The 22,534-nt window shown below is 68.1% G+C and carries 17 protein-coding genes; 9 read left to right on the top strand and 8 right to left on the bottom strand.

Going from position 1 to position 22,534, the window contains the following annotated elements; genetic code table 11:
- Positions 1 to 49: 49 nt before the first annotated feature.
- Positions 50 to 1,477 (bottom strand): MFS transporter, encoded by a 1,428-nt coding sequence (locus WS96_RS15870; protein WP_059833668.1) that lies wholly within the window; start codon positions 1,475 to 1,477, stop codon positions 50 to 52.
- Between the two features lie 617 nt (positions 1,478 to 2,094).
- On the opposite strand from WS96_RS15870, the gene WS96_RS15875 reads away from it, so the two are divergent.
- Genes WS96_RS15875 through WS96_RS15885 form a run of 3 tightly spaced genes read left to right on the top strand, consistent with a single transcriptional unit; the run spans position 2,095 to position 4,765 of the window.
- Positions 2,095 to 3,087: an aliphatic sulfonate ABC transporter substrate-binding protein gene (locus WS96_RS15875; protein ID WP_059833669.1), complete on the top strand. Its 993-nt coding sequence runs from the start codon at positions 2,095 to 2,097 to the stop codon at positions 3,085 to 3,087.
- A gap of 11 nt (positions 3,088 to 3,098) precedes the next feature.
- On the top strand, positions 3,099 to 3,956 hold the full coding sequence (locus tag WS96_RS15880) for an ABC transporter permease (RefSeq protein WP_373557896.1): 858 nt from the start codon (positions 3,099 to 3,101) through the stop codon (positions 3,954 to 3,956).
- Entirely contained in the window at positions 3,953 to 4,765 is an 813-nt protein-coding gene (locus tag WS96_RS15885; RefSeq protein WP_059833673.1) for an ABC transporter ATP-binding protein, read from the top strand. The genes WS96_RS15880 and WS96_RS15885 overlap by 4 nt, the downstream gene beginning before the upstream one ends.
- Before the next feature lie 27 nt (positions 4,766 to 4,792).
- Here the strand turns inward: WS96_RS15885 and WS96_RS15890 are convergent, their stop codons facing one another.
- Complete coding sequence (locus tag WS96_RS15890; protein WP_082720270.1) at positions 4,793 to 5,701, bottom strand: alpha/beta fold hydrolase; 909 nt, start codon at positions 5,699 to 5,701, stop codon at positions 4,793 to 4,795.
- An 86-nt stretch (positions 5,702 to 5,787) separates the two neighbouring features.
- On the opposite strand from WS96_RS15890, the gene WS96_RS15895 reads away from it, so the two are divergent.
- Positions 5,788 to 6,174, top strand: coding sequence for a MerR family transcriptional regulator (locus tag WS96_RS15895; RefSeq protein ID WP_059833677.1), 387 nt, complete (start codon positions 5,788 to 5,790; stop codon positions 6,172 to 6,174).
- 109 nt (positions 6,175 to 6,283) lie between these two features.
- A complete protein-coding gene (locus WS96_RS15900; RefSeq protein ID WP_059833679.1) occupies positions 6,284 to 6,823 on the top strand; it encodes a toxin in 540 nt (179 codons plus the stop codon).
- Between the two features lie 22 nt (positions 6,824 to 6,845).
- Here WS96_RS15900 and WS96_RS15905 read toward each other — a convergent pair whose 3' ends face one another.
- A complete protein-coding gene (locus tag WS96_RS15905; RefSeq protein ID WP_179949946.1) occupies positions 6,846 to 7,253 on the bottom strand; it encodes a VOC family protein in 408 nt (135 codons plus the stop codon).
- 347 nt (positions 7,254 to 7,600) lie between these two features.
- Positions 7,601 to 11,194, bottom strand: a complete 3,594-nt coding sequence (locus WS96_RS15910; RefSeq protein WP_059833681.1) for a YadA-like family protein — start codon at positions 11,192 to 11,194, stop codon at positions 7,601 to 7,603.
- Positions 11,195 to 12,328: 1,134 nt separating this feature from the next.
- On the opposite strand from WS96_RS15910, the gene WS96_RS15915 reads away from it, so the two are divergent.
- Positions 12,329 to 13,144 carry a response regulator transcription factor gene (locus tag WS96_RS15915; protein ID WP_059833683.1) on the top strand — a complete coding sequence of 272 codons (816 nt, stop codon included), beginning with the start codon at positions 12,329 to 12,331 and terminating at the stop codon, positions 13,142 to 13,144.
- A gap of 22 nt (positions 13,145 to 13,166) precedes the next feature.
- Here the strand turns inward: WS96_RS15915 and WS96_RS15920 are convergent, their stop codons facing one another.
- Positions 13,167 to 15,338, bottom strand: coding sequence for a TonB-dependent siderophore receptor (locus WS96_RS15920; protein ID WP_059833684.1), 2,172 nt, complete (start codon positions 15,336 to 15,338; stop codon positions 13,167 to 13,169).
- Between the two features lie 275 nt (positions 15,339 to 15,613).
- Here WS96_RS15920 and WS96_RS15925 point away from each other — a divergent pair, with 275 nt between their 5' ends.
- The 3 genes from WS96_RS15925 (at position 15,614) to WS96_RS15930 (ending at position 18,305) form a co-directional block, all read left to right on the top strand.
- On the top strand, positions 15,614 to 16,525 hold the full coding sequence (locus WS96_RS15925; RefSeq protein ID WP_059833686.1) for a DUF72 domain-containing protein: 912 nt from the start codon (positions 15,614 to 15,616) through the stop codon (positions 16,523 to 16,525).
- A 171-nt stretch (positions 16,526 to 16,696) separates the two neighbouring features.
- A complete protein-coding gene (locus WS96_RS34060) occupies positions 16,697 to 16,867 on the top strand; it encodes a hypothetical protein (protein ID WP_179949065.1) in 171 nt (56 codons plus the stop codon).
- Positions 16,868 to 17,144: 277 nt separating this feature from the next.
- Positions 17,145 to 18,305, top strand: a complete 1,161-nt coding sequence (locus WS96_RS15930) for a glycoside hydrolase family 53 protein (protein ID WP_059833717.1) — start codon at positions 17,145 to 17,147, stop codon at positions 18,303 to 18,305.
- Positions 18,306 to 18,347: 42 nt separating this feature from the next.
- Here the strand turns inward: WS96_RS15930 and WS96_RS15935 are convergent, their stop codons facing one another.
- From WS96_RS15935 to WS96_RS15945, 3 genes are read right to left on the bottom strand one after another with little or no spacing between them, the layout of a single operon-like run.
- Positions 18,348 to 19,661, bottom strand: coding sequence for a sugar efflux transporter (locus tag WS96_RS15935; RefSeq protein ID WP_059833688.1), 1,314 nt, complete (start codon positions 19,659 to 19,661; stop codon positions 18,348 to 18,350).
- Positions 19,662 to 19,665: 4 nt separating this feature from the next.
- Entirely contained in the window at positions 19,666 to 21,636 is a 1,971-nt protein-coding gene (locus tag WS96_RS15940; protein ID WP_059833690.1) for a beta-galactosidase, read from the bottom strand.
- Positions 21,637 to 21,672: 36 nt separating this feature from the next.
- A complete protein-coding gene (locus WS96_RS15945; RefSeq protein WP_059833719.1) occupies positions 21,673 to 22,524 on the bottom strand; it encodes a carbohydrate ABC transporter permease in 852 nt (283 codons plus the stop codon).
- Between the last annotated feature and the right edge of the window lie 10 nt (positions 22,525 to 22,534).

A 22,534-nucleotide genomic window follows, 5' to 3' on the forward strand; every position in this document is an offset into this window, starting at 1 on the left:
CGACGAAGCCGTTCGTGTTTGGGGGGAACGCGAGCGTCCCCGCCGGTGCCTACGCGACGCTTTCGTCGTCGATGTCGTGCGCCGTCGGTTCGTACCGCACGATCAGCAGAAACGCGATCGGCGTGACCGCACTGACCGCGACGACCCAGAACATGTCGGTGCCGAGCCGGGCCTGGAGAATCGGCAGCACGAACAGCGCGAGCGCCTGGCCGATGCCGCACAGCGACCGCCCGAAGCCGACGCCGGTGCCGCGGATCGCGGCCGGATACGACAGCGTCGGATAGATCATCATCTGCGCGCCCGGCCCGAATCCTTCCGCGAACAGCCACGTGCCGAGCATCAGCAGCACGACGCCCACCGCCAGCGCGCCGTGCGGATGCCCTGCGAGCGCCAGCGCGACGAGCGCGACCGTTTGCAACGCGAACCCCGCGATCGCGACATGACGCGACGGATAGCGATACGCGAGACGCATGCCGAGCAAGCCGCCGGTGAACGCGAACAGCACGTTCAACGCCAGCGATGCGGCGATCGTCTCGAACACGCCCGCCCCCAGAAATTGCGACAGGATCGACGGCAGGAAGAACGCAATCGCCGTGTATTCGAACGGGATGCACAGGTTCATCACGCTGGCGACGATCGTGCGCCCCAGATACGGGCGCTGAAACAGCACGCGAAGCCGCACGGGCGGCGCGCTCGGTTCGCGTCGCGCGTCGTCCGCTTCGTGCGCATGAATGCCGTACGACTCGCGCAGGATGCGCGCGGCATTGGCCAGATCGCCCTGATTCGCGGCCCACAGCGGCGATTCGTTCATGAAGCGGTTCCGGAACAGGATGATGACGAGCGCCGGCACCGCGCCGAAGATCAGCGACGCACGCCACAGCCATCCCGCATGCTCGGCCGGCAGCAGGAAATACAGGCCGAAAATCAGCAGGAAGCACACCGACGACGCGACGTACCACATCGGGCACCATGCGGCGAGCCGGGACGCCTTGTTGCCGCGGCCGTTGAACTTCGAGAATTCCGCGAGGAAGGCCATCGCGACGGGCAGGTCGATGCCGACGCCGAGCCCCATCACGAAACGCGCGGCGATCAGCACCCAGACGTTCGGCGCGAGCCCGGCCGCGATCGCCGCGACCACGAAGAACAGCATGTCGGCCATGAATACCTGATAGCGGCCGATCCGGTCGGTCAGCCAGCCGCCGATCAGGCTGCCGAAGATCGTGCCGATCATGATCGCCGACCCGACCAGCCCGGTCAGCGCGGGCGTCAGCCCGAATTCGCGCGCCACGTCGTCGATGCCGTACGACAGCGTCGTCAGGTCGTACGCGTCGAGAAACACGCCGCCGAGCGCCAGCAGCACGATCATCCGCGCATGGCTGACCGAACTGTCCACGGTGTTGATGAGGCGCGCGACGTCGCTGGCCGAGCGGATGGGGGAAGAAACCGGCGTGACCGGGCTCAGATCGATCGAACTCATCGGATTCCTTAGTTTGATGCCGAGTGCACGGCAAGGTCGTCGTGAAGGCGGAACCGGGAAAGGTGCCTGCGCGACCCGCGCGGCGTCGAGCGAATGCGGCCGTGCGATCGCCGGGTTCCGGCAGCGGAAATTCTGTTCCTCCGCTTCGGCAATCCCAAGCGATATAAAGCGATAAATTAATCGGCGTGCGTCATAAAGTTGCGCGGAGCGCGCTTATCAGCAACGTGCATGTTCAATCGCGGATTTCTTCGTTAACGGATCGCCTGCGCTTCGTTACATTAGGGTCTGTTTACATATGGAACGCACATGCGAATGCCCGAAATCGCTCGTAGGGCAAGGAGTGAGGAGCGCCGTTTGGCCGCGCCAAACAAGCGACGAACGACGCCGCCATACGGGCGATTTCGGGCATTCCCGTGACATGATTTTTAATTTGGGGTTGCCACGAGAACGGCCGCTCGCCGTGTTGCGCTCCTTGCGAATACGTCAGTATTCGCGGCGTCGCGCGCCTCGCGAGCGGCCGTTCTCGTGGCAACGCATGCGCGTTCCATATGTAAACAGACCCTAGCCCTCTTCCCAGCCTGTTCGCGGCGCCTTGCCGCTCTTCCGGAGAATCCCCGATGAAGCCGTTCTGGTCCCGCGTGTGGCAATCCGCGGCCCTCGTCGTTGCCGCGCTTGCCGGCCTCGCGTCGATGCACGCGCACGCGGCGACGCCCGCCGAAATCCGCGTCGACTATGCGTATTACTCGCCCGAGAGTCTCGTGGTCCGCCACTTCGGCTGGCTCGACGACGAATTCAAGGCCGACGGCACGGCGATTCGCTGGGTGCTGAGCCTCGGCAGCAATCGCGCGCTCGAATACCTGAACAGCGGCGCGGTCGATTTCGGCTCGGCCGCGGGGCTGGCGTCGGTGCTCGCGCGGGCGAACGGCAACCCGATCCACACCGTCTACGTGTTCTCGCGCCCCGAATGGACGGCGCTCGTGGTGCGCAAGGATTCGCCGATCCGCTCGCTCGCCGATCTGAAGGGCAAGAAGATCGCCGCGACGCGCGGCACCGACCCGTTCCTGTTCACGCTGCGCGCGCTGCACACGGTCGGCCTGACGCGCGACGACGTCGAGATCGTCAACCTGCAGCATCCCGACGGCCGCACCGCGCTCGCGAACGGACAGGTCGACGCATGGGCCGGGCTCGATCCGCACATGGCCGCCGCCCAGCTCGACGACGGCGCGCGCCTGCTGTACCGCAATGTCGCGTTCAACACGTACGGGTTCCTGAATGTTCGCGATGCGTTCGCCAGCCAGTATCCGCAGGCGGTGACGCGCGTGCTGAAGGTCTACGACCGCGCGCGCCAGTGGATCGTCGCGCATCCGGCCGAGACCGCGCAGATCGTCGCCGATCAATCGAAGGTATCGCTGCCGGTCGCGAAGCTGCAGCTCCAGCGCAACGACTTCGGCGACCCGGTGCCGGGCGACACGCAGCGCGCGGCGCTGAAGGCCGCGGCGCCGGTGCTGACGGCCGAACAGTTGACCAAGCCGGGCGTCGATCCCGCGAAGATCGTCGATGCGCTGATCGATCCGTCGTTCGCGCGCCCGATCGCCACCGCGTCGCATTGAGCATGCCGCCGATGACGAACACCGCCGCGCGCGGCGATGCGCTCGCGTCGCAGCACGCCGCTTCGCCGCCCCGTGCTGCCCGGCGCGACCCGCTGCGCGCATGGCGTATCGCGGGCCTCGCGCTGCCGTTTGTCGCGCTCGTGCTGCTGGAGTTCGTGGTGCGGCGCGGCTGGCTGCCGGATCATCTCGTGCCGGCGCCGAGCGAAATTCTCGATACGCTCGCGCGGATGGGCGCCACGCGGCTCGCCCGTCACGTCGGTGCGAGCACGCTGCGCGTCGCGGCCGGCTTTGCGGCCGGCGCCGGGCTCGCGCTCGTCGTCGGCGCGGCGATGGGCCTGAGCCACCGGATCGATGCGCTGTTCGAACCGACGTTCCAGGCGCTGCGCGCGATTCCGTCGCTCGCATGGGTGCCGGTGCTGCTGCTGTGGCTCGGCATCGACGAAGCGCCGAAGATCACGCTGATCGCAATCGGCGCGTTCTTTCCGGTTCACCTCGCGGTGGTCGCCGGCATTCGCGACGTGGACCGCAAGCTCGTCGAGCTCGGCGCGGTGTACCGGCTCGGCCCGCTCGCGCTGTTCCGTCGGATCCTGCTGCCGGCCGCGCTGCCGCAGATCGTCACCGGCCTGCGGACCGGCCTCAGTCTCGCGTGGATGTTCATGGTCGCCGCGGAGCTGATCGCGGCCACGCGCGGCCTCGGCTTCCTGCTGAGCGACGGCCGCGAAACCGGTCGCCCCGATCTCGTGTTCGGCGCGATCCTGCTGCTCGCGTTGTTCGGCAAGCTCACCGACGGCGCGATGCGCCGCATCGAGTCGCGCTGGCTCGGCTGGCGCGATGCGTTCGGCGGTGCGTCGCGCGAGGGCGGGCAATGAGCGCCTACCCTTCCGTGCGCCCGACCGCCGGCGTCGCCACGCCGCTGCTCGACCTGCGGATCGCCCGCAAGCTGTACGGCGATCGCACGATCCTGGCCGACGTCGCGTTGCAGGTCGCGCGGGGCGAGATCGTCTGCGTGGTCGGCCCGAGCGGGTGCGGCAAGAGCACGCTGTTGCGGATCGTCGCGGGGCTGGACCGGGATTTCCGCGGCAGCGTGACGCTCGACGGCAGCGCGCTGGCCGGGCCGTCCGCGCGCGTCGGCGTGATCTTTCAGGAGCCGCGGCTGCTGCCGTGGCTGTCGATCGCGGACAACGTCGGCTTCGCGTCCGGTGCACGGGGCGGACGCGCCCCGAGCGTCGCGCGATTGCTCGACGAAGTCGGCCTGGCCGGCGTCGCGCGGCAACTGCCGGCGACGTTGTCGGGCGGGATGGCGCAGCGCGCCGCGATCGCGCGCGGGCTGTTCGGCGAGCCGGATCTGCTGCTGCTCGACGAACCGTTCAGCGCGGTCGACGCGATCACCCGGATGCGCTTGCAGACGCTGCTGCTCGATGTCGTCCAGCGGCACCGGATGGCCGCGATCGTCGTCACGCACGATCTCGACGAAGCGCTGTATCTCGGCGATCGCGTGCTGATGCTCGCGCCGAACCCGGGCCGCATTGACGACGAAATCCACGTCGACATCGCACGGCCGCGCGACAGGCGCGATCCGTCGCTGGCCGCGCAGCGCGCGCGGCTGCTCGATGCGTTCCAGCGCTTTCACGATCGCGCGGCGGGCGACACGGCAGGCATGCCGGTCGCGCCGGCCTGACGTCGCCGGCCCGCGCGACACACGACTTCACGGCGAGGACGCCGACCGGATGAACGCGGCCAGGTCGCGATTGAACCGCTCGGCTTCCTCGATGAACGGCGCGTGCCCCGATTCCGCGTACACCTTGCTGACCACGCGCGGGTTCAGCTCGGCCGCGCGGGCCAGCGTCGCGTGCGTATCGACCAGCGCGTCGCGGCCGCCGTAGACGAAGAGCAGCGGCACGCGCGCGTTGCCGAGCCCCGCGGCGGCGAACACCGACATCGTCGGGATCGCCTTTTGCATGTCCCACGACGCCATCGCGGCGTTGGCGAGCAAGCGCTCGAACGTGGCGGCGTTCGGCCGACGGTTGAAGCACAGACCGACGAACGTGCGTTCGCCGTCGAGATGCGTTTTCAGATCCGCCGCATTCATGTCCCGGTACACGTCGGGATGATCGACGATCTGACCCGGTGCGAGCTCGACCACGCCGTCGACGTACACCGCGCCCGCGATCGCGCGATCGCCGTATTTGGCGAGGTAGTTCGAGATCACCGCGCCGCCGAGCGACCAGCCGACCACGACCGGCTTGCGCGCATGCGCGCCTTCGATGACCGCGGCGAGATCGTCGCCCCAGCGGGTGCCGTCGCGATACGGCTGCGCGCCGGTCGGCTTGTCCGACAGCCCGTGGCCGCGCAGATCGTACGTGATGATTCGGAAGCGGCGCAGTTCGGGGCTGTCGACCTGCGCGTCCCAGTTCAGGCGGCTGCCGAGCAGGCCGTGAATCAGGATGACCGGCACACCGCCGGGGTCGCCGCTTTCCTGAACGGCCAGCTTCACGCCGTCCGTCGACGTGACGGTATAGCTCAGCGGCGCGGCCGCCGCGTCGTGCGCCAAGGCGAACGGCGTCAGCCACCCGATCGCGACAAGCAACCAGCGGATCAGCACTCGGGTATTCACGATTGTTCCTCCAGGCATGAACGGACGCCCAGTCTCAACCCTCACACTGATGTGAGAGTCAAGCGAATCGTGTTAGCCTGCCTCTCATGAAAAAATCGCCCACTCCGCCCCCGATGACCATCGGCAAACTCGCGCGGCGCACCGGCGCGAGCGTGCGCTCGATCCGGCACTACGACGAGCACGGCCTGCTCGCGTCGGTGCGCGCGGCCAACGGCTATCGCCTGTTCCCCGAAAAAGCGGTGACGCAGGTCAAACAGATTCAGCGCATGATCGCGACCGGTTTCACCCTCGACGACATCCGCGGCTTTCCGGACTGCATGCTGCTGATCGACGGCGCGCGTTCGTGCGATCAGATCGGCGACGTCCAGCGCGAACGCCTCGAAGCGATCGACCGCCAGATCGCCGATCTCGAAAAGCGGCGCACGCGGCTCGTCAAGATGTTGCGGGAGGGCGCGGTGCCGCCGCTCGATTGATCGATGCGCGGGTTCGTCGGCGGGCCGCCTTTTGCCGCCGCAGATACCGGTCCGCCCGCGCGCTTCGGGCACAATACGCGCCCTCACCTTTTTGCCCGTGGTCACACACATGCGTGTCATCGTCGTCGGAACGAGCGGAGCCGGGAAATCCACCTTCGCCAGCGCGCTGGCCGCCGCCGCGGCCTGCCCCTGCATCGAACTCGACCGGCTCTACTGGGGCCCCGGCTGGACCGCCGTGCCGCCCGAGCAGTTCGAGCGGGAGGTGCGGGCGGCGACGGCCGGCGACCGATGGGTCGCCGACGGCAACTACAGCGCGGTGCGCGACGTGCTGTGGTCGCGCGCCACGCACGTCGTCTGGCTCAACTTCGGGCGATGGACGGTGTTTTCCCGCGTGCTCCGGCGCACGATCGGCCGCGGGCTCATGCGCACCGAGCTGTTTCACGGCAACCGGGAATCGCTGCGGATGGCGTTCTGCTCGCGAGACTCGGTGCTGCTGTGGTCGTACACGACATTCGCGAAAAACCGCGTCAAGTTCGCCGGCTTGCGCGACGACCCGAAATACGCGCATCTGCAATGGACGGAGATCACCCGGCCGTCGCGTACCCGCGCGGCCATCGAGACCCTCGCCCGCGCCGGCCGTTGCGATTGAGCGCGGCACGAACCGCGTCGCGTCAATCGTCGAAAGTGCCCCGATATTCCGGCGCGGCATCCGCGCGCGTGTTCAGTTCGAACATCACGCCGCCCGGCGCGCGGCAAAAGAAGCGCGAGCCGCGCCCGTTGTTGAAGACGCCGGTCTCCATTGCGACGCCCTCTTCCTTGAAGCGCGCGAACAGCGCTTGCACGGCATCGAGGCTCGGCAGTTCGAAGCCGACGTGGAAACGGGTCGGCCACGCGGGCACGCCGTCACCGACGTGATCGATCACGACGTCGAAGCCCGGGCGTTTGAGGATCCACGATTTGTCCCAGCTTCCCGCGATCGTGAAGCCGAGGTATCGCTCGAAGAATCGGGCAGTCGCCAGTGTGTCGGCGGAAGGAAAGCTCAAGTGGTTGAGCTTCATCGTGGGTGTCGTTTCGTTCATGGTCGCGCGCTCCGATGCGGTGATGGGCGCAGGCCCCATGCCGTGCCGCCCGAGGAGGTCAGAATACGAGCGCGGGCTTGCATCCCACAACTCGCATTGGACGTTTCGCCGAGCGAGCGCGAAACCCTTGCGGGGCCGAGCGTTGCGGGACGGCGACGATCACCGCGGAAGGCGCCACTCGCATTCGCGACGGGTACCGTCGATGCGGGATGCCCGAGCGGCCGGCGACGCGAAACGACGACGGCCCGGGATTCGCGAACGAACCCCGGGCCGCCAATCGATCGTGGGTACCGGGCTTCGCCTGCATCGCCCGGCACCCCGCGTCGCTCACGACGACGCGACCTGCATCAGAACTGATAACCGGCGCCGACCACCGCGCCGAAGTCCGACCGCGCGTTGCCCGTCACCGATGCCTTGACGACCCAGCGGTTGTTCTCCGTCACGTACGAGTAGCCGGCTGCGAAGCCCTGCTGGCCGTGATAGTTCGACGTCGCCGCCGACACCATCGAGCGCCCCGCGCCGGTCGGCTGCGGCAAGCCGGCCACCGCCATCGCCGACGCGACGCCGCCGTACATGTCCTTCTTCAGGTCGTTGAACGAGTTGTACACCTGTCCGATGCGCTGGTCGGTATACGCCTTCGCCTGCGTCGACGCCGTCGCGAGGTTGTCGTTCAGTTGCTGCACGTTCACCGCGTCGGTCGGCGCCGTGCCGGCCGCGACGTTCGTGATCTGGCGCTCGCTGCCCTTCGCGCCGACCGAGAACGAGTTGTCGCGATCGGCGACGGAGCCCTGGCCGACCGCCACCGCGTTCTTGCCGGTCGCGGTCGCCGTCGACCCGATCGCACCCGCGTCGGCACGCGCGATCCATGCGGTGTTCGCATCGGTCGCGGCCGCGCGGATCTTGTCGTTGGCCGCCACGTTCTTCAGCGCGTTGTTGAACTGCCCCATGTTGACCGCGTCGTTGTCGTTCACGCCCGCCGCGACACCGGTCAGCACGCGGTCGCCCGCCGTGCCGGAGAAGTTCACGCTCGCGCCGCCCGAATCCTTGCCGACCGTGATCGCGCCGTTCGGATCCTGCTGCTGCACGAGGCCGGCCTTGCCGTTCGCGATGTTGGTCACGCTGCCTTGCAGGTTCGAAATGTCGGTGGTGTTCTTCGCCACCTGCTGATTGGTCGCGTAGAGCTGCGAACCGTTCACCGCGTCGGTGCTGGTCGCGGCGAGCGTGCCGGCCTGCACGTTGGTGATGCGCGTGCCGCCCGCACCGCCGAGCGTGATCGTGCTCTTGGACCCATCGTCGTACTGCACCGCGAGCGCGCCGAGCTGGTTCAGGCTCGACTGCACGTCCTTCAACTGCTTCACGTTCACCGCGTCGGTATCGCTGGTGCCCGCCGCGACGTTCTTCAGCACGACCGCCGACGTTGCGTCGCCGCCGACCAGCGACACCGAATTCAGCCGGTTGCCGTTCGCATCGACGTCGTACTTGACGACGTTCTTCACGGCTTCGCCGGCCTGGTTCGACACCTGCGTGATCTGCTGTTCGAGCGCGGTCTTCACGCCCGACAACTGGCCGCCGTTCACCGCATCCGTGCTGCCCGCGGCGAGGGTGCCGTCGGCCACGTTCGTCAGCTTCGTCGGCGCACCGCCGCGCGCGGCGTTGAACGCGCCGAGCGTCGGGTCGAATTGCAGCGCGTCCTGCTGTAGCCCCGCAATCGCGGCCGTGTTGCCCGCGATGTTCGTTTCGGCATTGCCGATGCGCGTTTCGTGATTCGCGAGCGTCGTCGTGTTGCTGCCGACGCGGCCGTCGAGGTTCGTCAATGCGTCGCCGACGTTGTCGAACGCGCTGCCGCCGATCTTGTAGTTCGGTGCGCCGATCGAGCCGTCCGGGTTCGCGGTCGCGCCGCCGCCGAGCGCGGCCGCCGCCCCGTCGGTCGCGCGGCGCAGTTGCGCGCCGTTCACCGCATCGGTGCTGCCGGCCGCCACGTTGCCTTCCGCGACGTTGGTCACGCGCACCGGGCTGCCGCCGTTGCCCGCGCCGAGCGACACCTGCCGCTTGCTCGGATCGTCGTATTTGACCGCGAGCGCATCGAGCTGGCTCGTCCCGTCGTGAATCGCCGCGTTCAGCTGATCGACGTTGACCGCGTCCGTTCCGCTCTTGCCTGCCGCGACGTTGCTGATGAGCTGCGGGCCGTGGCCGCCGTGGCTCGCATCGTAGGCGCCGAGGGCCGGGTTCCATTGCAGCGCGTCCTGCTGAAGCGCCGCGATGTTGCCGGTGTTCGTCGTCACCTGGTTGCCGACGGTCGCGATCGACTGGTTGAGCGTGTCGGTCGCCTTGCCGAGCTGGCCCACGTTCACCGCATCGCCTGCCGCCACGCCGTCCGCGACGTTGTGCAGGCCGACCGGCGCCGCGGCGCCCTGGCCGCCGAGCGTGACGCCGCCGTGCCCATCGTCGTCGTACTGCACCGCGTTCTTCGTCGCGGTGCCGATCTGGCTGGTAATCGACGTGCTCAGGTTGCCGAGCGTCGTGCTGAGGTTGTTCGTCACGCTCGTGCTGAGCGATGCGAGGCCGCCCGTCAACTGGCCGACGTTGACGGCGTCGTGGACGTCCTTGCCGTCCGCGACGTTGTGCAGCGTCGTGCCGTTCGGGCCGGCGAACGTCACCGAGTCGAAGCCGCTCGCGCCGTCGTACTTGACGTTGCGCGTATCGGCCGCCTGCAGGTTGACGATGCTCGACGCCGCGGTGCTCAGCGACCCGTTGATGCCGGTCACGCTGTTCTGCAGGTTCGCGATGTTCGACGCCGCCGTCGAAACGGACGTCTGCAGCGGCGCGAGGCTGCCCTTCAACTGGCCGACGTTGACGGCGTCGGTATCGGCGACGCCGGCGGCCACGCCGCCGATCGTCGTGCCGGTGGCGCCGTCGAGCGCGATCGCCGCATGCGAGTCGTCGGTGTATTTCACGACGTTCTGCGTCGCGGTGACGATGCTCGTGCTGAGGCTGTTGCCGACGCTGGTCACGCGCTGGTCGACGTTCGAGATCGAGGTCGACAGCGCATTGCCGACCGACGTCACGCGTGCGTCGACGTTGCCGATGGCCGTGCTCAGCGTGCCGTTCACGTTCTTCAACTGCTGGACGTTGACGGCGTCCGTATCGGCGGCGCCCGCCGCGACGTTCTTGAGCTGGCGCTCACTGCCGAGCGCGCCGAACGAGACCGCGCCGCCGACCGGCGCGGCCGTGCCGCCGAACACGGGCGTGCCGCCGTTGTTCGCGCCGACACTGCCCGAGCCGATCGCGACCTGGTTGTTGTCGTTCGTCTGCGCGCCTGCGCCGATCGCCACGGACTGCGTGCCGGCCGCACGCGTCTGCGTGGCCGCGTCGTACGATGCGCCGGCCGATACGCCGTCGCTCGACGTCGGGTTCGCGCCGCCGATCGCGACCGAGCGGTCGCCGCTGGCGAGCGCCGAATGGCCGAGTGCGATCGAGCTCGTGCCGTGCGCATCCGCGACGTTGCCGAGCGCCATCGAGAAATCGCCGACCGCCGCCGACTGGCGGCCGATCGCCAGCGCCGTGTTGCCCTGCGCGACCGCCACCGTGCCGATCGCGGTGGACGAGTTCGCCAGCGCCTGCGAGCCGACCCCGATCGCGATCGCGCCGCCGCTGCTGCTGCCGCCCTTGCTGCTCGCATTCGACTGGTCGCCGATCGCGATACCGCTGGCGCCTGCTTTCGCATTGGTGCCCTGCGTCACGTTCGTGGTACTGACCGCGACGTAGCTGCCGTTCTTCGTTGCCACGCACAGCGGGTTGGTGCCGTCGATGCACTGGCCGTTCAGCGCGTTGTCCGGGTTGCCGCGGTCGACGAAATTGTCCGCGTGCGCGGCGCCGGCGATCAGCACACCCGCACCCGTGAACATCGCGGCGGCGAGCGCCGAAATCTGCTTCCTCTTCATGGTCTTCTGCTCCGTTGTGTAGCGTCTGGTTTGAATACGGACTACTTACTTTTATCGACAGCTTCGACTTCGATTGCGACTTCGGTTCGGCAGCGGATTCCGACGCCGGGCAAGCCGTGTCGACACGGCGCGCATCGAGCACCCGTATCGACCGGGCGTACGAACGCCCCGGGGCATGCCGTCGGCCTGACGTCCCGCTCCGTTGATTCTGCAGTTACATTAGGAATACGTATTGATTGTCATGGACGAGTCTTTCCCCGGCTGAATCCGGCGATTCAACCCGTCGTCATGTACTTCCCCGATTATTCGTCGCGTCGATCGCGACCCACACCGCTTCTTTTATTTCATCCCCGGCCACCCGGGTTTCACTTCGTGCAGCGAGCATGTGCCGGCACCGTCATCAATTGATGCGCCGACCCCGGGTTCAGGCAACGTCCGTCACCGCTTGCGGCACTTCCGCTGCCCTGCTCCACCCGTGACTCAAAGTTCGGACGAATTATGAGACACGAAATTAAATTATTAAAGCCGACATTCTTTATAGATTGTAAAATTCCAAATATTCAACGGTTTACGTAAAATACGCTCATTCCGCAAACGATTTCGCGCCAGCACCGTTATTCGGAATCTTTTGCAGAGCGGATAAATACTTTGCCAAAGCGGATTCAAATAATCCCCTTCCATAAAATACGATCCGAAAGCCGGCCGGGCACGCGGTTTCTCACTCGATATACGCGTAAACCACCAGCAATGGCGCACGTCGACGTTTCACGTTCCTGTCGCAAACCGCCATTTTCGATAATCACGAAGATGGAATGGTGAGAATCGAGCCATCATGTCTGGCCGGATTCCAAATATGCTCCTACAATTCCGCTCGCATCGATTCCGGCAGTCGCGATCGTCGTCCACGCGAGCACGGCGATCCGTCGCGTCTTGCCGATTCGGCGATCAAGACGACGAGCGCCGCACGATGCGTCGAACGATTGCCGGCCGCACGGTTCCGCGTCGTCCGGAATCGATGCGAGCGTGCGATGCGCCGGGATGCATCGCCACGCAGCGGCGTCCGACGTTTCCCGCTCACCGGGGCAGGCCACCCGCGGAAAACGCAGCCAACCGCCTTTTCACAACAGGTGCACGATGCCTTCATCGATCTCCGCATTGCGCGACGCGCATATCCTGATCGTCGACGATCAACCCGACCAGCTCCGTTTGCTGACCGACATGCTGCGCAGCACGGGATGCCGGATCAGCGTCGCATTCGACGGCGCGCAAGCGTGCCAGCGCGCGCAGGCGCTGATGCCCGACCTGATCCTGATGGACGTGCGCATGCCGCGCATGGACGGCTTCACCGCGTGCCGCCTGCTGGCCGCCGATCCGCTGACGGGCGCGATCCCGATCATCTTCCTGACCGTGGCCGGCGCGTTGCACGAACGGCTCGAGGGGCTGGAGATCGGCGGCGTCGACTATGTGGTGAAGCCGTTCGAGCCAGCGGAGGTGGTCGCGCGGATTCGCGTGCAGCTCTCGCGCGCGAAACGCGAACGGGCCGCCGGGACGGAGCCGGCGGAAAGCCCGTTCGCGGGCGGCAACGACGACGACATCATCGTGCGCGCGGCCATCCGCCATCTGTCGCGCACGCTGAACGATCCGCCGACGGTGGAGGAACTGGCGCGTGCGGTCGGCACGCACGAAAAGCGCTTGTCGCGCGCGTTTCGCGACAATCTCGGCCAGACGGTGTTCGAATATCTGCGCTACGAGCGGCTGCGGATCGCGCAGGATCTGCTGGACTCCACGTCGCTCAGCATCGCCAGTATCGCGAAGGAAATCGGCTTTTCCACGCCGGCCAATTTCGCCACCGCCTTCCGCGAACGTTTCGGCATCACGCCGACCGAATGGCGACGCCAGGGCCATGCCGGCGCGCGCACCGCTCGCCGGGAGCCGCAACGCCGCGCGTAGGCCGGAGGCGACGCGCTCGCGCTCACCAGTTGTATTTCGCGCTCGCCAGCACGGTCCGCTCGTTGCCGAACACGCACACGGCGTACGACTGACAGCCGCTGACATAGCGCCGGTCGAACAGGTTCGCGACGTTCACCGCGAAACGCCAGCGCGGCAGCTCGTAATGGATCGCGAGGTCGTAAAGCGTCGCGCTCGGCACCGTCAGCGAATTGTCCGGCGCGCCGGCCGATGCGCTCTGGTAGCGCACGCCGCCGCCAATGCCGAAGCCCGCCAGCGCGCCCGTGCGCCAGGTCCAGTCGGCCCACATCGACGCCATCTGCCGCGGCAGCGGGACGGACACCGGCCAGTGGTTCAGCGACGCGTCGTTCGCCTGCACGTTCTTGACGTCCTGATAGAGATACGACGCGACGATCGACAGCTCGCGCGTCACCTGGCCGACCGCGCTCAGCTCGATACCGCGTGAGCGCACCTTGCCGGTCTGCACCGACGTCGTCGCGGTCGGGTCGAGATTCACCGGCGTCGGCGTCACGACGTTGGTCTGGTCGATCCGATACACGGCCGCATTCAGCATCAGGTTCCGGCCGGCCGGCTGCCAGCGCAGCCCGGCCTCCGTCTGCGTGCCGCGGGTCGGCTTCGGCAGGCCGCCGCCGTACATCCGCACGCCGATGACCGGATCGAACGACGTCGAGTAGCTGACGTACGGCGACAACCCGGCGTCGCCGCGATAGGTGAGCCCGACCCGCCCGGAGAACGCACTGACGTCCTGCTGCGCATGCGTGCCGGCGGCCCGGTCGTCGAACCGCGCATTCACGACGTCCTCGCGGCCGCCGAGCGTCAGCGTCCAGCGCCGCCAGCGGATCTGGTCCTGCGCATACACGCCGAACCCGTTCATCGCGGTGTACTGATCGACATGGCCGAGCGACGTCGGGCCCGAGAAGATCGCGGCCGTCACGGGCCGATAGACCGGGTGATACAGGTCGAGCGACGGGGCGAGCGCAAGCAGCACGCTGTTGGTCGTCGTCTGCCGGTCGAACTGCAGGCCGAACAGCAGCGTATGTTCGAGCGGCCCTGTGCCGACGCGCGCCTGCGCGCGATTGTCGATGTCGAGCCGGCTGTAGTTGAGCTGGAACAGCCCCGCGAAACGCATCATGTTCGTCGTGCTGCGGGGCGCGAAGCCGTTGCCGAACACCGTCGCATCGTCGAGCGACAGGTGCGACCAGCGCACGTCCTGATGCAGCGTCCAGATCGCGTTCACGCGGTGTTCCAGCGCGTAGCCGAGCGACCATTGCTTCTTGCGGTAGTCGTTGAACGACGGGTCGCCCATGTAGATGTCCTGCGACAGGCGGCCGTTCGGGTTCGGCAGCACCGTGCCCGACGCGGGCAGGAAGTTCGACGAGATGTCGCCGCTGTCCTGCAGGTACGTCGCGGAAAACGTCAGCGACGTGTCGGCGTTCGGCCGCCACCGGAACGACGGCGCGAGCGCGACGCGCCGGTCGCCGTTCGGGCCGGTCACCGCGTTGCCGTCGCGCGCGACGCCGACGAAGCGGTATGCAACCTTGCCGTCCGGATCGAGGCTGTCGCCGACATCGAGCATGGCCTGCTTGCGCGCATCGTTGCCGAGCTGCACGCCGGCTTCGCGCACGCGCGCCCCGTCGGCGCGCTTCGTCCGCGCGTCGACGATCGCGCCGGGCTCGCCCGCGCCGTACAGCACCGACGTCGGCCCGCGCAGCACCGCGATCGAATCGATCGTGTACGGATCGACGCGCCAGTTCGCGATCACGGCCGTGTTCGGCGCCGGCAGGCCGTCGACGTACAGCGTCGGCGTGAAGCCGCGCAGCGCCGCATACCAGTCGGTGCGGCTGTCGGCGCCGAACGTCGCGAAGCCGGGCACGTAGCGCAACGCCTGGTTCAGGTCGGCCGCGCCGGTCATCTCGATCTGTTGCGCGGTGACGATGTCGATCGTTTGCGGAATCTCGTCGATCGGCGTGTCGGTCTTGGTGCCGGTGGCGGTGCGCCGCCCGACGAGCCCGACGGCCGAAGCATCGGCCGGCCCTCGCACGTCGATGGCCGGCAGCACGGCCGCCGCCCCCGGCGCCGATGCCTGCGCGTGCGCACCGCCCGCGGCGGCCGCGCACAACGCTGCGCCTGCCGCGATCGCCATCGCGCGCCGCCCCGTCCCTGTCTCCGTCCACATCGTCTCGATACTCCGTCGTGCTGGGTTGGCCCGTTCGGCCGGATCGACGAACCGTGTATTGCCCGGTCCGTCCGGTGGTGTCGTGATTGCCGTGCCCGGCGAACGCAGTGAAGCGGAGATCGGTGCGCACCGACCGATTGCGCCGTTCGCGAGCGCAGCGATCATACCGGCCGAACGTGGCGCGGTCTTTAAAAAAGAATTGGACCGACGGCGGCGGCACGCATCTTGCGCGTCGCCCGAACCGCATCAGGAACCCGGCGCAGCCGGGCATCGACGTGACACGCACATCCGGCAGGATCCACATCGGCATTTCAGGCTGGCGCTACCCGGGCTGGCGGGGGACGTTCTACCCTGCCGACCTGAAGCAGGCCGGCGAGCTGCGGTATGCAGCGGGCCAGATGCAGACGATCGAGATCAACGGCACGCACTACAGCCTGCAAGCGCCGGACAGCTGGCGGCGCTGGTATGCCGAAACGCCGCCGGGGTTCGTGTTCAGCGTCAAGGGTTCGCGCTACCTCACGCACATCCTGCGTTTTCGCGACGAGACCGCAACGGTCGCGTGCGCGAATTTTTTCGCCCAGGGGCTGTTCGCGCTGAAGGAGAAGCTCGGGCCGCTGCTGTGGCAATTCCCGCCGTCGCTGCGTTTCGACCCGGCCCACATGGAGCGCTTCCTGAGCCTGCTGCCGCACGATACGGAAGCCGCGCTCGCGCTCGCCCGCCGGCACGATTCGCACGTCCGGGCGCCATATCTGGAGATCGACCGCAAGCGAGCGTTGCGTCACGCGGTGGAAGTGCGGCACGACAGCTTCGTGGATCCGGCGTTCGTGAAGCTGCTGCGCCGCCACAAGGTCGCGCTCGTCGTGTCGGATTCGACCGAGGCATGGCCTCAGTTCGAGGATCTGAGCGCGCGGTTCGTGTACATGCGGCTGCACGGCACCGAAACGAAGTATTCGGGCGAATACGCCGATGCGGCGCTCGAGCGATGGGCGCGCCGGATCGACACGTGGAGCCGGGGCGCGCAGCCCGACGATGCGCGTCTCGCCGCACCGGCGCTGCAACCGCCGCGCGCGGCGACGCGCGACGTGTACTGCTATTTCGACAACGACACGAAAACGCAAGCGCCATTCGACGCCAGGCGGCTGATGGCGCGGCTCGGGCTGCACGCGCATGACACGGCATCCGAATGAAGCGGCCGGCAAACTGCACGCCGAACATGCCGCCGGAAACCGCGAGGCCGGGCGCGAAAGATGCTCCGGTGTTGCCGGATCGCGCGTTCTCGTCGCGCGCACCGCACGCCCGGTAATTTTTTCACGACCGGCAACCGGCGCCATGGGCCAACACTGCAAGGAGAAAAAGCGATGACCCTGCTCATCTACCTGGTCGGATGGATCATTTTCATCGGCGGCGTCGTCTGGGGTTTGATGACGCTGCACGTCGCCCAGCACATCATCGAGATCGTGGCCGTCATCCTGTTCGGCATCGCGGTCATCACCGGCGCGACGCGCGCACGGAATCGCGACCGCTCGTAGCGCGGCGCCGGCGCGTGCGCCCGCCCCGCACGGTCGAACGGTATCGTCCGGATTCCTCACGTACGTCGCTGGCCGTTTCGTACGCACGGCGGGACGCCGGGAAGGCGAACGCCTCCGCGCATCACCAGATAGTAGGCAACGCATGCGTCCTTTGCGTCGGCGGCAACTGTTGCGCTACGCTCGATTCGGCCTCACGTAGGGGCCGAAATTTAAGCGCTTAAAATTTTGATGCCGGCGATCCCGCACCCGACGGGATCCCCTCACCTGGAGGATGACGATGAACAGACGATCGATGCTGAGCTGGAGCGTTTCGACCGCGGCGCTGGCCTGTCTCGACCTGGCCGGCCCGCTGCCGGCCTTCGCGCAGGCCGTCACGCGTGCCGCGGGAACGGCCCCGTTCGCGATGGGCGCCGACGTGTCGACGCTGCCGGAACTCGAGGCGCACGGCGCGCAGTACTTCGACCGCGGGCACCCGCGCGACTGCCTGAAGATCCTGCACGCGCACGGCGTCGACTCGATCCGCATCAAGGTATGGAACGATCCGGGCAATCCGGATTTCTTCCCCGCGAACCAGAGCGCCCCGGCCGGCTACAACAACGCGGCTCATGTCGTGGCGCTCGCCAGGCGCGCGGCCGCGCTCGGGATGCGCATCCTGATCGATTTCCACTACAGCGACTGGTGGGCCGACCCCGGCAAGCAATACCCGCCGCATGCGTGGGCCGGCAAGAATCTCGCCGAGACGTGCGCGCTGCTGTCGGCTTATACGACCGACGTGCTGCGCCAGTTGCAGCGCGCCGGCGTGCGGCCCGAGTGGGTGCAGATCGGCAACGAGATCACGGGCGGCATGCTGTGGCCGCTCGGCCGCTACGACCAGTGGGACAACCTCGCTCAGTTGCTGAAGGCGGGCCGCGATGCGGTGAAGGCCGTCGACCCGCGCATCAAGGTGATGCTGCACATCGACAGCGGCGGCGACAACGCGAAAAGCCGCTGGTGGTTCGACAGCGCGACGCAACGCGGTGTCGCGTTCGACGTGATCGGCCTGTCGTATTACCCGCAGTGGCAAGGCGCGCTCGACGACCTGCGCAACAACGCGAACGATCTCGCGGTGCGCTACGACAAGGAACTGATCGTCGTCGAGACCGCGTATCCGTGGACCACCAGCGACGGCGACTCCGAGCCGAACGCGATGACGAACACGGGCTCGACCGCGTTCCCGCCGTCGCCGGCCGGGCAGGCGCAATTCCTCGCGGCGGTCGTCGATATCGTGAAGGGGGTGCCGGGCCGTCGCGGCGCCGGCGTGTTCTGGTGGGAGCCGGAGTGGATTCCGACGCCGGGCGTCGGCTGGAAGGTCGGCGCGGGCGATCAGTGGGACAACAACACACTGTTCGACTTCCACGGCCACGCGCTGTCGTCGCTCGACGCATACCGCCAGCGCTGACGCGGCACGGCCGACCGCATCGCCGCACCGGCGTATCGCGCGTCAGTGCGGTGCATCGAAGCGGCGGCGCGCAGGCGCCGCCGTGTCGCTTGTGCCGCTCGTGCCGCTTGCGCCACCGGCCCGGCCGCGCTCGCCGCGCGCATCCCGGGCGAGCAGCGCGAACGCGACGAGCGCGAGCCCGCAACAGCCCGCGAACGTCGCGCGATAGCCGAACAGGTCGACGCACGCGCCCGACAGCACGCCCGACGCGATCGAGCCGACGCGCGCGGTGCTGAAGAACATCGCGGTGGCGGTGCCGGGGCGCGTGGGCATCAGATCGCATACGCGCGTCATCCCGAGGCACGACGTGATCGCGACCACGCATGCGCTCAGCAACTGCAGCGGCAGGATCGCATCGACCCGCGACACCGCCGCGAGCCCGATGAAATACGCCGCATGCACGAGCGCACACGCCGTCAGCCAGCGCGCCTTGTCGAGCCGCGTCGACCGGATGCCGAGCCACAGCATCATCGGAATCTCGAGCAATGCGGCCAGGCCGAGCGCCGCCGATACGTTCGTCGGCGTGCCGCCGAGTCCGCGCACGATGTAGAGCGGCAGCACGATCATCGTCGCGTTCGCCGCGAGCCCCATCAGCGTGAGCGCGACGAGGGTCCGCAGCACGCGCGCGCGCGGCGCGACGACGGCCGCCGTCGTGTCGTCCGGCGCTGCCGCGGTGCGATCGACTGCGCGCGCATGCGTCGCCGCGGGCCGCCGCACGGGCTCCGGAATCCGCGCGACGATCGCCGCGCATGCGACGAAGCCGGCGGAAGCGGCGAGAAAGAGTCCGGTGAAACCCGTCTGCGCAAGGATCAGCGCGCCGAGCGCAGGACCGAATACCCATGCGATCGACAGCATCGTGCGCAGCGCGGCCGACGCGAGTTCGCGCTGCGCGTCGTCGGCGACGGGCAGCACCGCGCGCGCGAACGAGAAGATCTGCGACAGCGACACGGCGCCCGCGCCGAGCAGGATCGTGCCGGCGGCGATCACCGGCCCGTGCGCCCGCAACATGCACAGCAGCGCGAAGCCCAGCGCGGCCGCCGCGAGCGACACGACGAGCAGCGGCCGGTGCCGGTCGCGGCGATCCGACCAACGCCCGGCCCACGTGCTCGCGACGACCCCGCTCGCCGCGATCAGCGTCATGAACACGCCCGCGAGCAGCGGCGACATTCCTGCCGCTTCCACGCCGAACAGCGACAGGTACGGCGCGGTGAACGACATCGCGACGCCGAGCAGCAGCGCCGCCGCGGACAGCGGCACGAAATGCGCGATCCCCGCCAGGCGCGCGAAATGCAACCGCAGCGACCGCAACGACTGCATCGCGTCAGTCCGGCTGGACCCACGCGGCAACGTCCACCGCGCCGAGTTCGCGGCCGCCTAGCACGAAGCGCGCACCGTCCGGCGCGGGCAGCGTGCACGGCGCGTCGCCGTAGTTGAACGCGAACGTTACGCGCCCGCGTCGACGCAACCGCACGCCGTCCGGCAGCGCGCGCATCGAAAGGCCGGCATCGCGTGCGCAGCGGGCAACGATCGCGCGCAACAGCGCTCGGTCGAAACAGGCCGTCGCCATCGTGACGCCACCGCGCCGCACGAGCACCGGCACACCGTCGTCGCATGCGGCGAGCACGTCGATGCCGGCCGTCGATTCCATGTCGATGTGATCGCGCCATTTCAGCGCATGGCCGTCGACACCGTCGAACGACACCCGCGGCGCGAGCGACGGCCGCAGCGATTCGACCTGGCCGATCCGCACCGGCAGCACGTCGCGCAGCTTGCCCGGCGCGAGACCCGGCGCGATTGCGAATTCCGCGGTGCGCGAGCCCGTGCGCGGCCCGAACAGCCAGTGCGCGCGTCCGCTCGCGGCCTGCTCGACGATGCGCTCCGTCACGACCGGCAGCGTCGGCGCGACGACGAACGCATAACGCGACACGTCGGCATCGGCCGCAACGATGTCGACGTCGAGGCCCAGCTCGCGCAACGCGCGATACCAGTCGAACGCGTGCTGCTGATAGTCGAAATCGGCGCCGTGCGGCTGGATCCGGATCATCCAGTCGGCCTCGTAGTCGAACAGCAGCGCGACGCGGGCCGTCTCGCGCTCGCCGACGACGAGCGCAGGATCCAGCGCGGCGATCTCGCGCGCGACGCGCGCCACTTCATGCCCGCCTGGCGACAACCGGTCGTCCGGTGCGTTGAGCCCCGAGTGCAGTTGCTCCTGCGCGTGCGGATACTGCCGCCAGCGGAAATACGACACGAGTTCCGCGCCGTGCGCGAACGCTTCCCACGTCCACAGCCGCACCGCGCCCGCGTGCGGCACCGGGTTGTACGGCCCCCAGTTGACGGGCCCCGCCTGTTGCTCCATCACCCACATCCGGCCGTGGCCGACCCCGCGATACAGGTCGTGCGAGAACCCCGACACGTCCGGATGCCCGGTGCGGGCCCAGCGTCGCTTGTCGGCTTCGTCGAGCGGCAACACTTCGGTACGCGGCACCGGATAGCTGTCCCACGCGGCGACGTCGAGCCCGCCGCGTGCGAATGCGTAGTGGTCGAACTCGGCGAAAAAACCCATGAAGTTGTGCAATACGTCGCGACCCGGCGCGTGCGGACGGATCGCGTCGACCTGCGCGGCATGAAAGCGCGCGACCGCGTCCGACTGATAGCGCCGGAAGTCGAGCAGATGCGCGGGATTCGCGTCGGTCGGCGTATGGCGCGGCAGTTCGATCTCGTCGAAGCCGCGATACTCCATGCTCCAGAACACGTTGCCCCACGCGCGGTTCAGCGCACCGATATCGCCGTAACGCGCGGCGAGCCACGCGCGAAAGCCTTCGAGCGCCGCCCGCGTATAGCTGGGCAGCGTGTTGTGGCAGCCGAGTTCGTTGTCGGTCTGCCACGCGATCACCGCCGGATGTGCACCGTAGCGCCGCGCCATCGCGTCGGCGATGCGCACGCAGTGCTCGCGATACACGGGGCTCGCGATGTCGTAATGGCGACGCGAGCCGAACTGCCACACCGCGCCGTCCGCGCCCACCGGCAGAATCTCCGGATGACGATCGACGAGCCACTTCGGCGGCGCGGCGGTCGGCGTGCCGAGCACGATCTTCAACTGCCGGCGCGCGAGCGTGTCGATCGCGTCGTCGAGCCACGCCCAGTCGTAGCGACCCGGCTCCGGCTCCATCCGGCTCCACGCGAATTCGGCGATCCGCACGCGGGTCAGGCCCAGTTCGGCCATGCGCCGCGCATCGCGATCCCATTGTTCGCGCGGCCAGTGTTCGGGGTAGTAACAAACGCCGAGATGCATCGTGGATTCCTTGCTGAAGAAAGAGGATGGGACGGATCAGCCCTTGGTCGCGCCGAACGTGAGCCCCGCGACGAAATGCTTCTGCATCGCGAAGAACATCGCGACCGACGGCAGCGCGGCGAGCACCGAGCCGGCCGACACGATGTTCCAGGCCGTCGTCCACTGCCCTTTGAGCGCGGCGACGCCGACGGTGATCGGCGCCGCGTCGTCGCCTTGCGTGAGGCACAGCGCCCAGAAGTAGTCGTTCCACACGAACGTGAACACGAGGATCGCGAGCGCCGCGAGCGCGGGCCGCACGAGCGGCAACACGACGCGCCAGTAGATTGCCCACTCGGACGCGCCTTCGACGCGCGCGGCCTCGATCAGCTCGAACGGCAGCTCGCGGATGAAGTTGCGCAGGAACAGCGTGCAGAAGCCGGTCTGGAACGCGGTATGGAACAGCACGAGCGCCCACACGGTGTTGTAGAGCCCGACGCCGAGCATGATCTGGCGCACCGGAATCATCAGAATCTGGATCGGCACGAAGTTGCCGGCCACGAACAGCCCGAGCAGCACGAGATTGCCGCGGAACCGGTAGTTCGCGAGCGCGTGTCCGGCAAGCGACGCGAGCAGGATCGACGCGACGACCGACGGCACCGTGATCAGGATGCTGTTCGCGAAGTAATGCAGCATCGGCGTCTGCGTGAGCGCGGCGCCGTAGTTGTCGACCAGCGCGAACTGCTTCGGCCAGTCCCAGTAACGACCGGCCGCGATCTCGTCGGTCGAGCGGATCGACGTGACGAGCACCGCGAGCAGCGGCACGAGCCACAGCACGAGCGCACACGGCAGCGACAGCCGGTACAGCAGACGGGCGGGACGTCCCCAGCGGGACACGGGCATCGGATACATGTTGGTCATC

Origin of the sequence: Burkholderia sp. MSMB1835, from assembly GCF_001526365.1 — a bacterium.
Lineage (GTDB): Bacteria > Pseudomonadota > Gammaproteobacteria > Burkholderiales > Burkholderiaceae > Burkholderia.

Bases quoted from the DNA above. Each gene is read 5' to 3' on its own strand.
- WS96_RS15920 (WP_059833684.1), bottom strand. From the start codon at position 15,338: ATGTGGACGGAGACAGGGACGGGGCGGCGCGCGATGGCGATCGCGGCA.
- WS96_RS15880 (WP_373557896.1), top strand. From the start codon at position 3,099: ATGACGAACACCGCCGCGCGCGGCGATGCGCTCGCGTCGCAGCACGCC.
- WS96_RS34060 (WP_179949065.1), top strand. From the start codon at position 16,697: ATGACCCTGCTCATCTACCTGGTCGGATGGATCATTTTCATCGGCGGC.
- WS96_RS15900 (WP_059833679.1), top strand. From the start codon at position 6,284: ATGCGTGTCATCGTCGTCGGAACGAGCGGAGCCGGGAAATCCACCTTC.
- WS96_RS15945 (WP_059833719.1), bottom strand. From the start codon at position 22,524: ATGTATCCGATGCCCGTGTCCCGCTGGGGACGTCCCGCCCGTCTGCTG.
- WS96_RS15940 (WP_059833690.1), bottom strand. From the start codon at position 21,636: ATGCATCTCGGCGTTTGTTACTACCCCGAACACTGGCCGCGCGAACAA.
- WS96_RS15915 (WP_059833683.1), top strand. From the start codon at position 12,329: ATGCCTTCATCGATCTCCGCATTGCGCGACGCGCATATCCTGATCGTC.
- WS96_RS15895 (WP_059833677.1), top strand. From the start codon at position 5,788: ATGAAAAAATCGCCCACTCCGCCCCCGATGACCATCGGCAAACTCGCG.
- WS96_RS15905 (WP_179949946.1), bottom strand. From the start codon at position 7,253: ATGAACGAAACGACACCCACGATGAAGCTCAACCACTTGAGCTTTCCT.
- WS96_RS15935 (WP_059833688.1), bottom strand. From the start codon at position 19,661: ATGCAGTCGTTGCGGTCGCTGCGGTTGCATTTCGCGCGCCTGGCGGGG.
- WS96_RS15870 (WP_059833668.1), bottom strand. From the start codon at position 1,477: ATGAGTTCGATCGATCTGAGCCCGGTCACGCCGGTTTCTTCCCCCATC.
- WS96_RS15875 (WP_059833669.1), top strand. From the start codon at position 2,095: ATGAAGCCGTTCTGGTCCCGCGTGTGGCAATCCGCGGCCCTCGTCGTT.
- WS96_RS15885 (WP_059833673.1), top strand. From the start codon at position 3,953: ATGAGCGCCTACCCTTCCGTGCGCCCGACCGCCGGCGTCGCCACGCCG.
- WS96_RS15910 (WP_059833681.1), bottom strand. From the start codon at position 11,194: ATGAAGAGGAAGCAGATTTCGGCGCTCGCCGCCGCGATGTTCACGGGT.
- WS96_RS15930 (WP_059833717.1), top strand. From the start codon at position 17,145: ATGAACAGACGATCGATGCTGAGCTGGAGCGTTTCGACCGCGGCGCTG.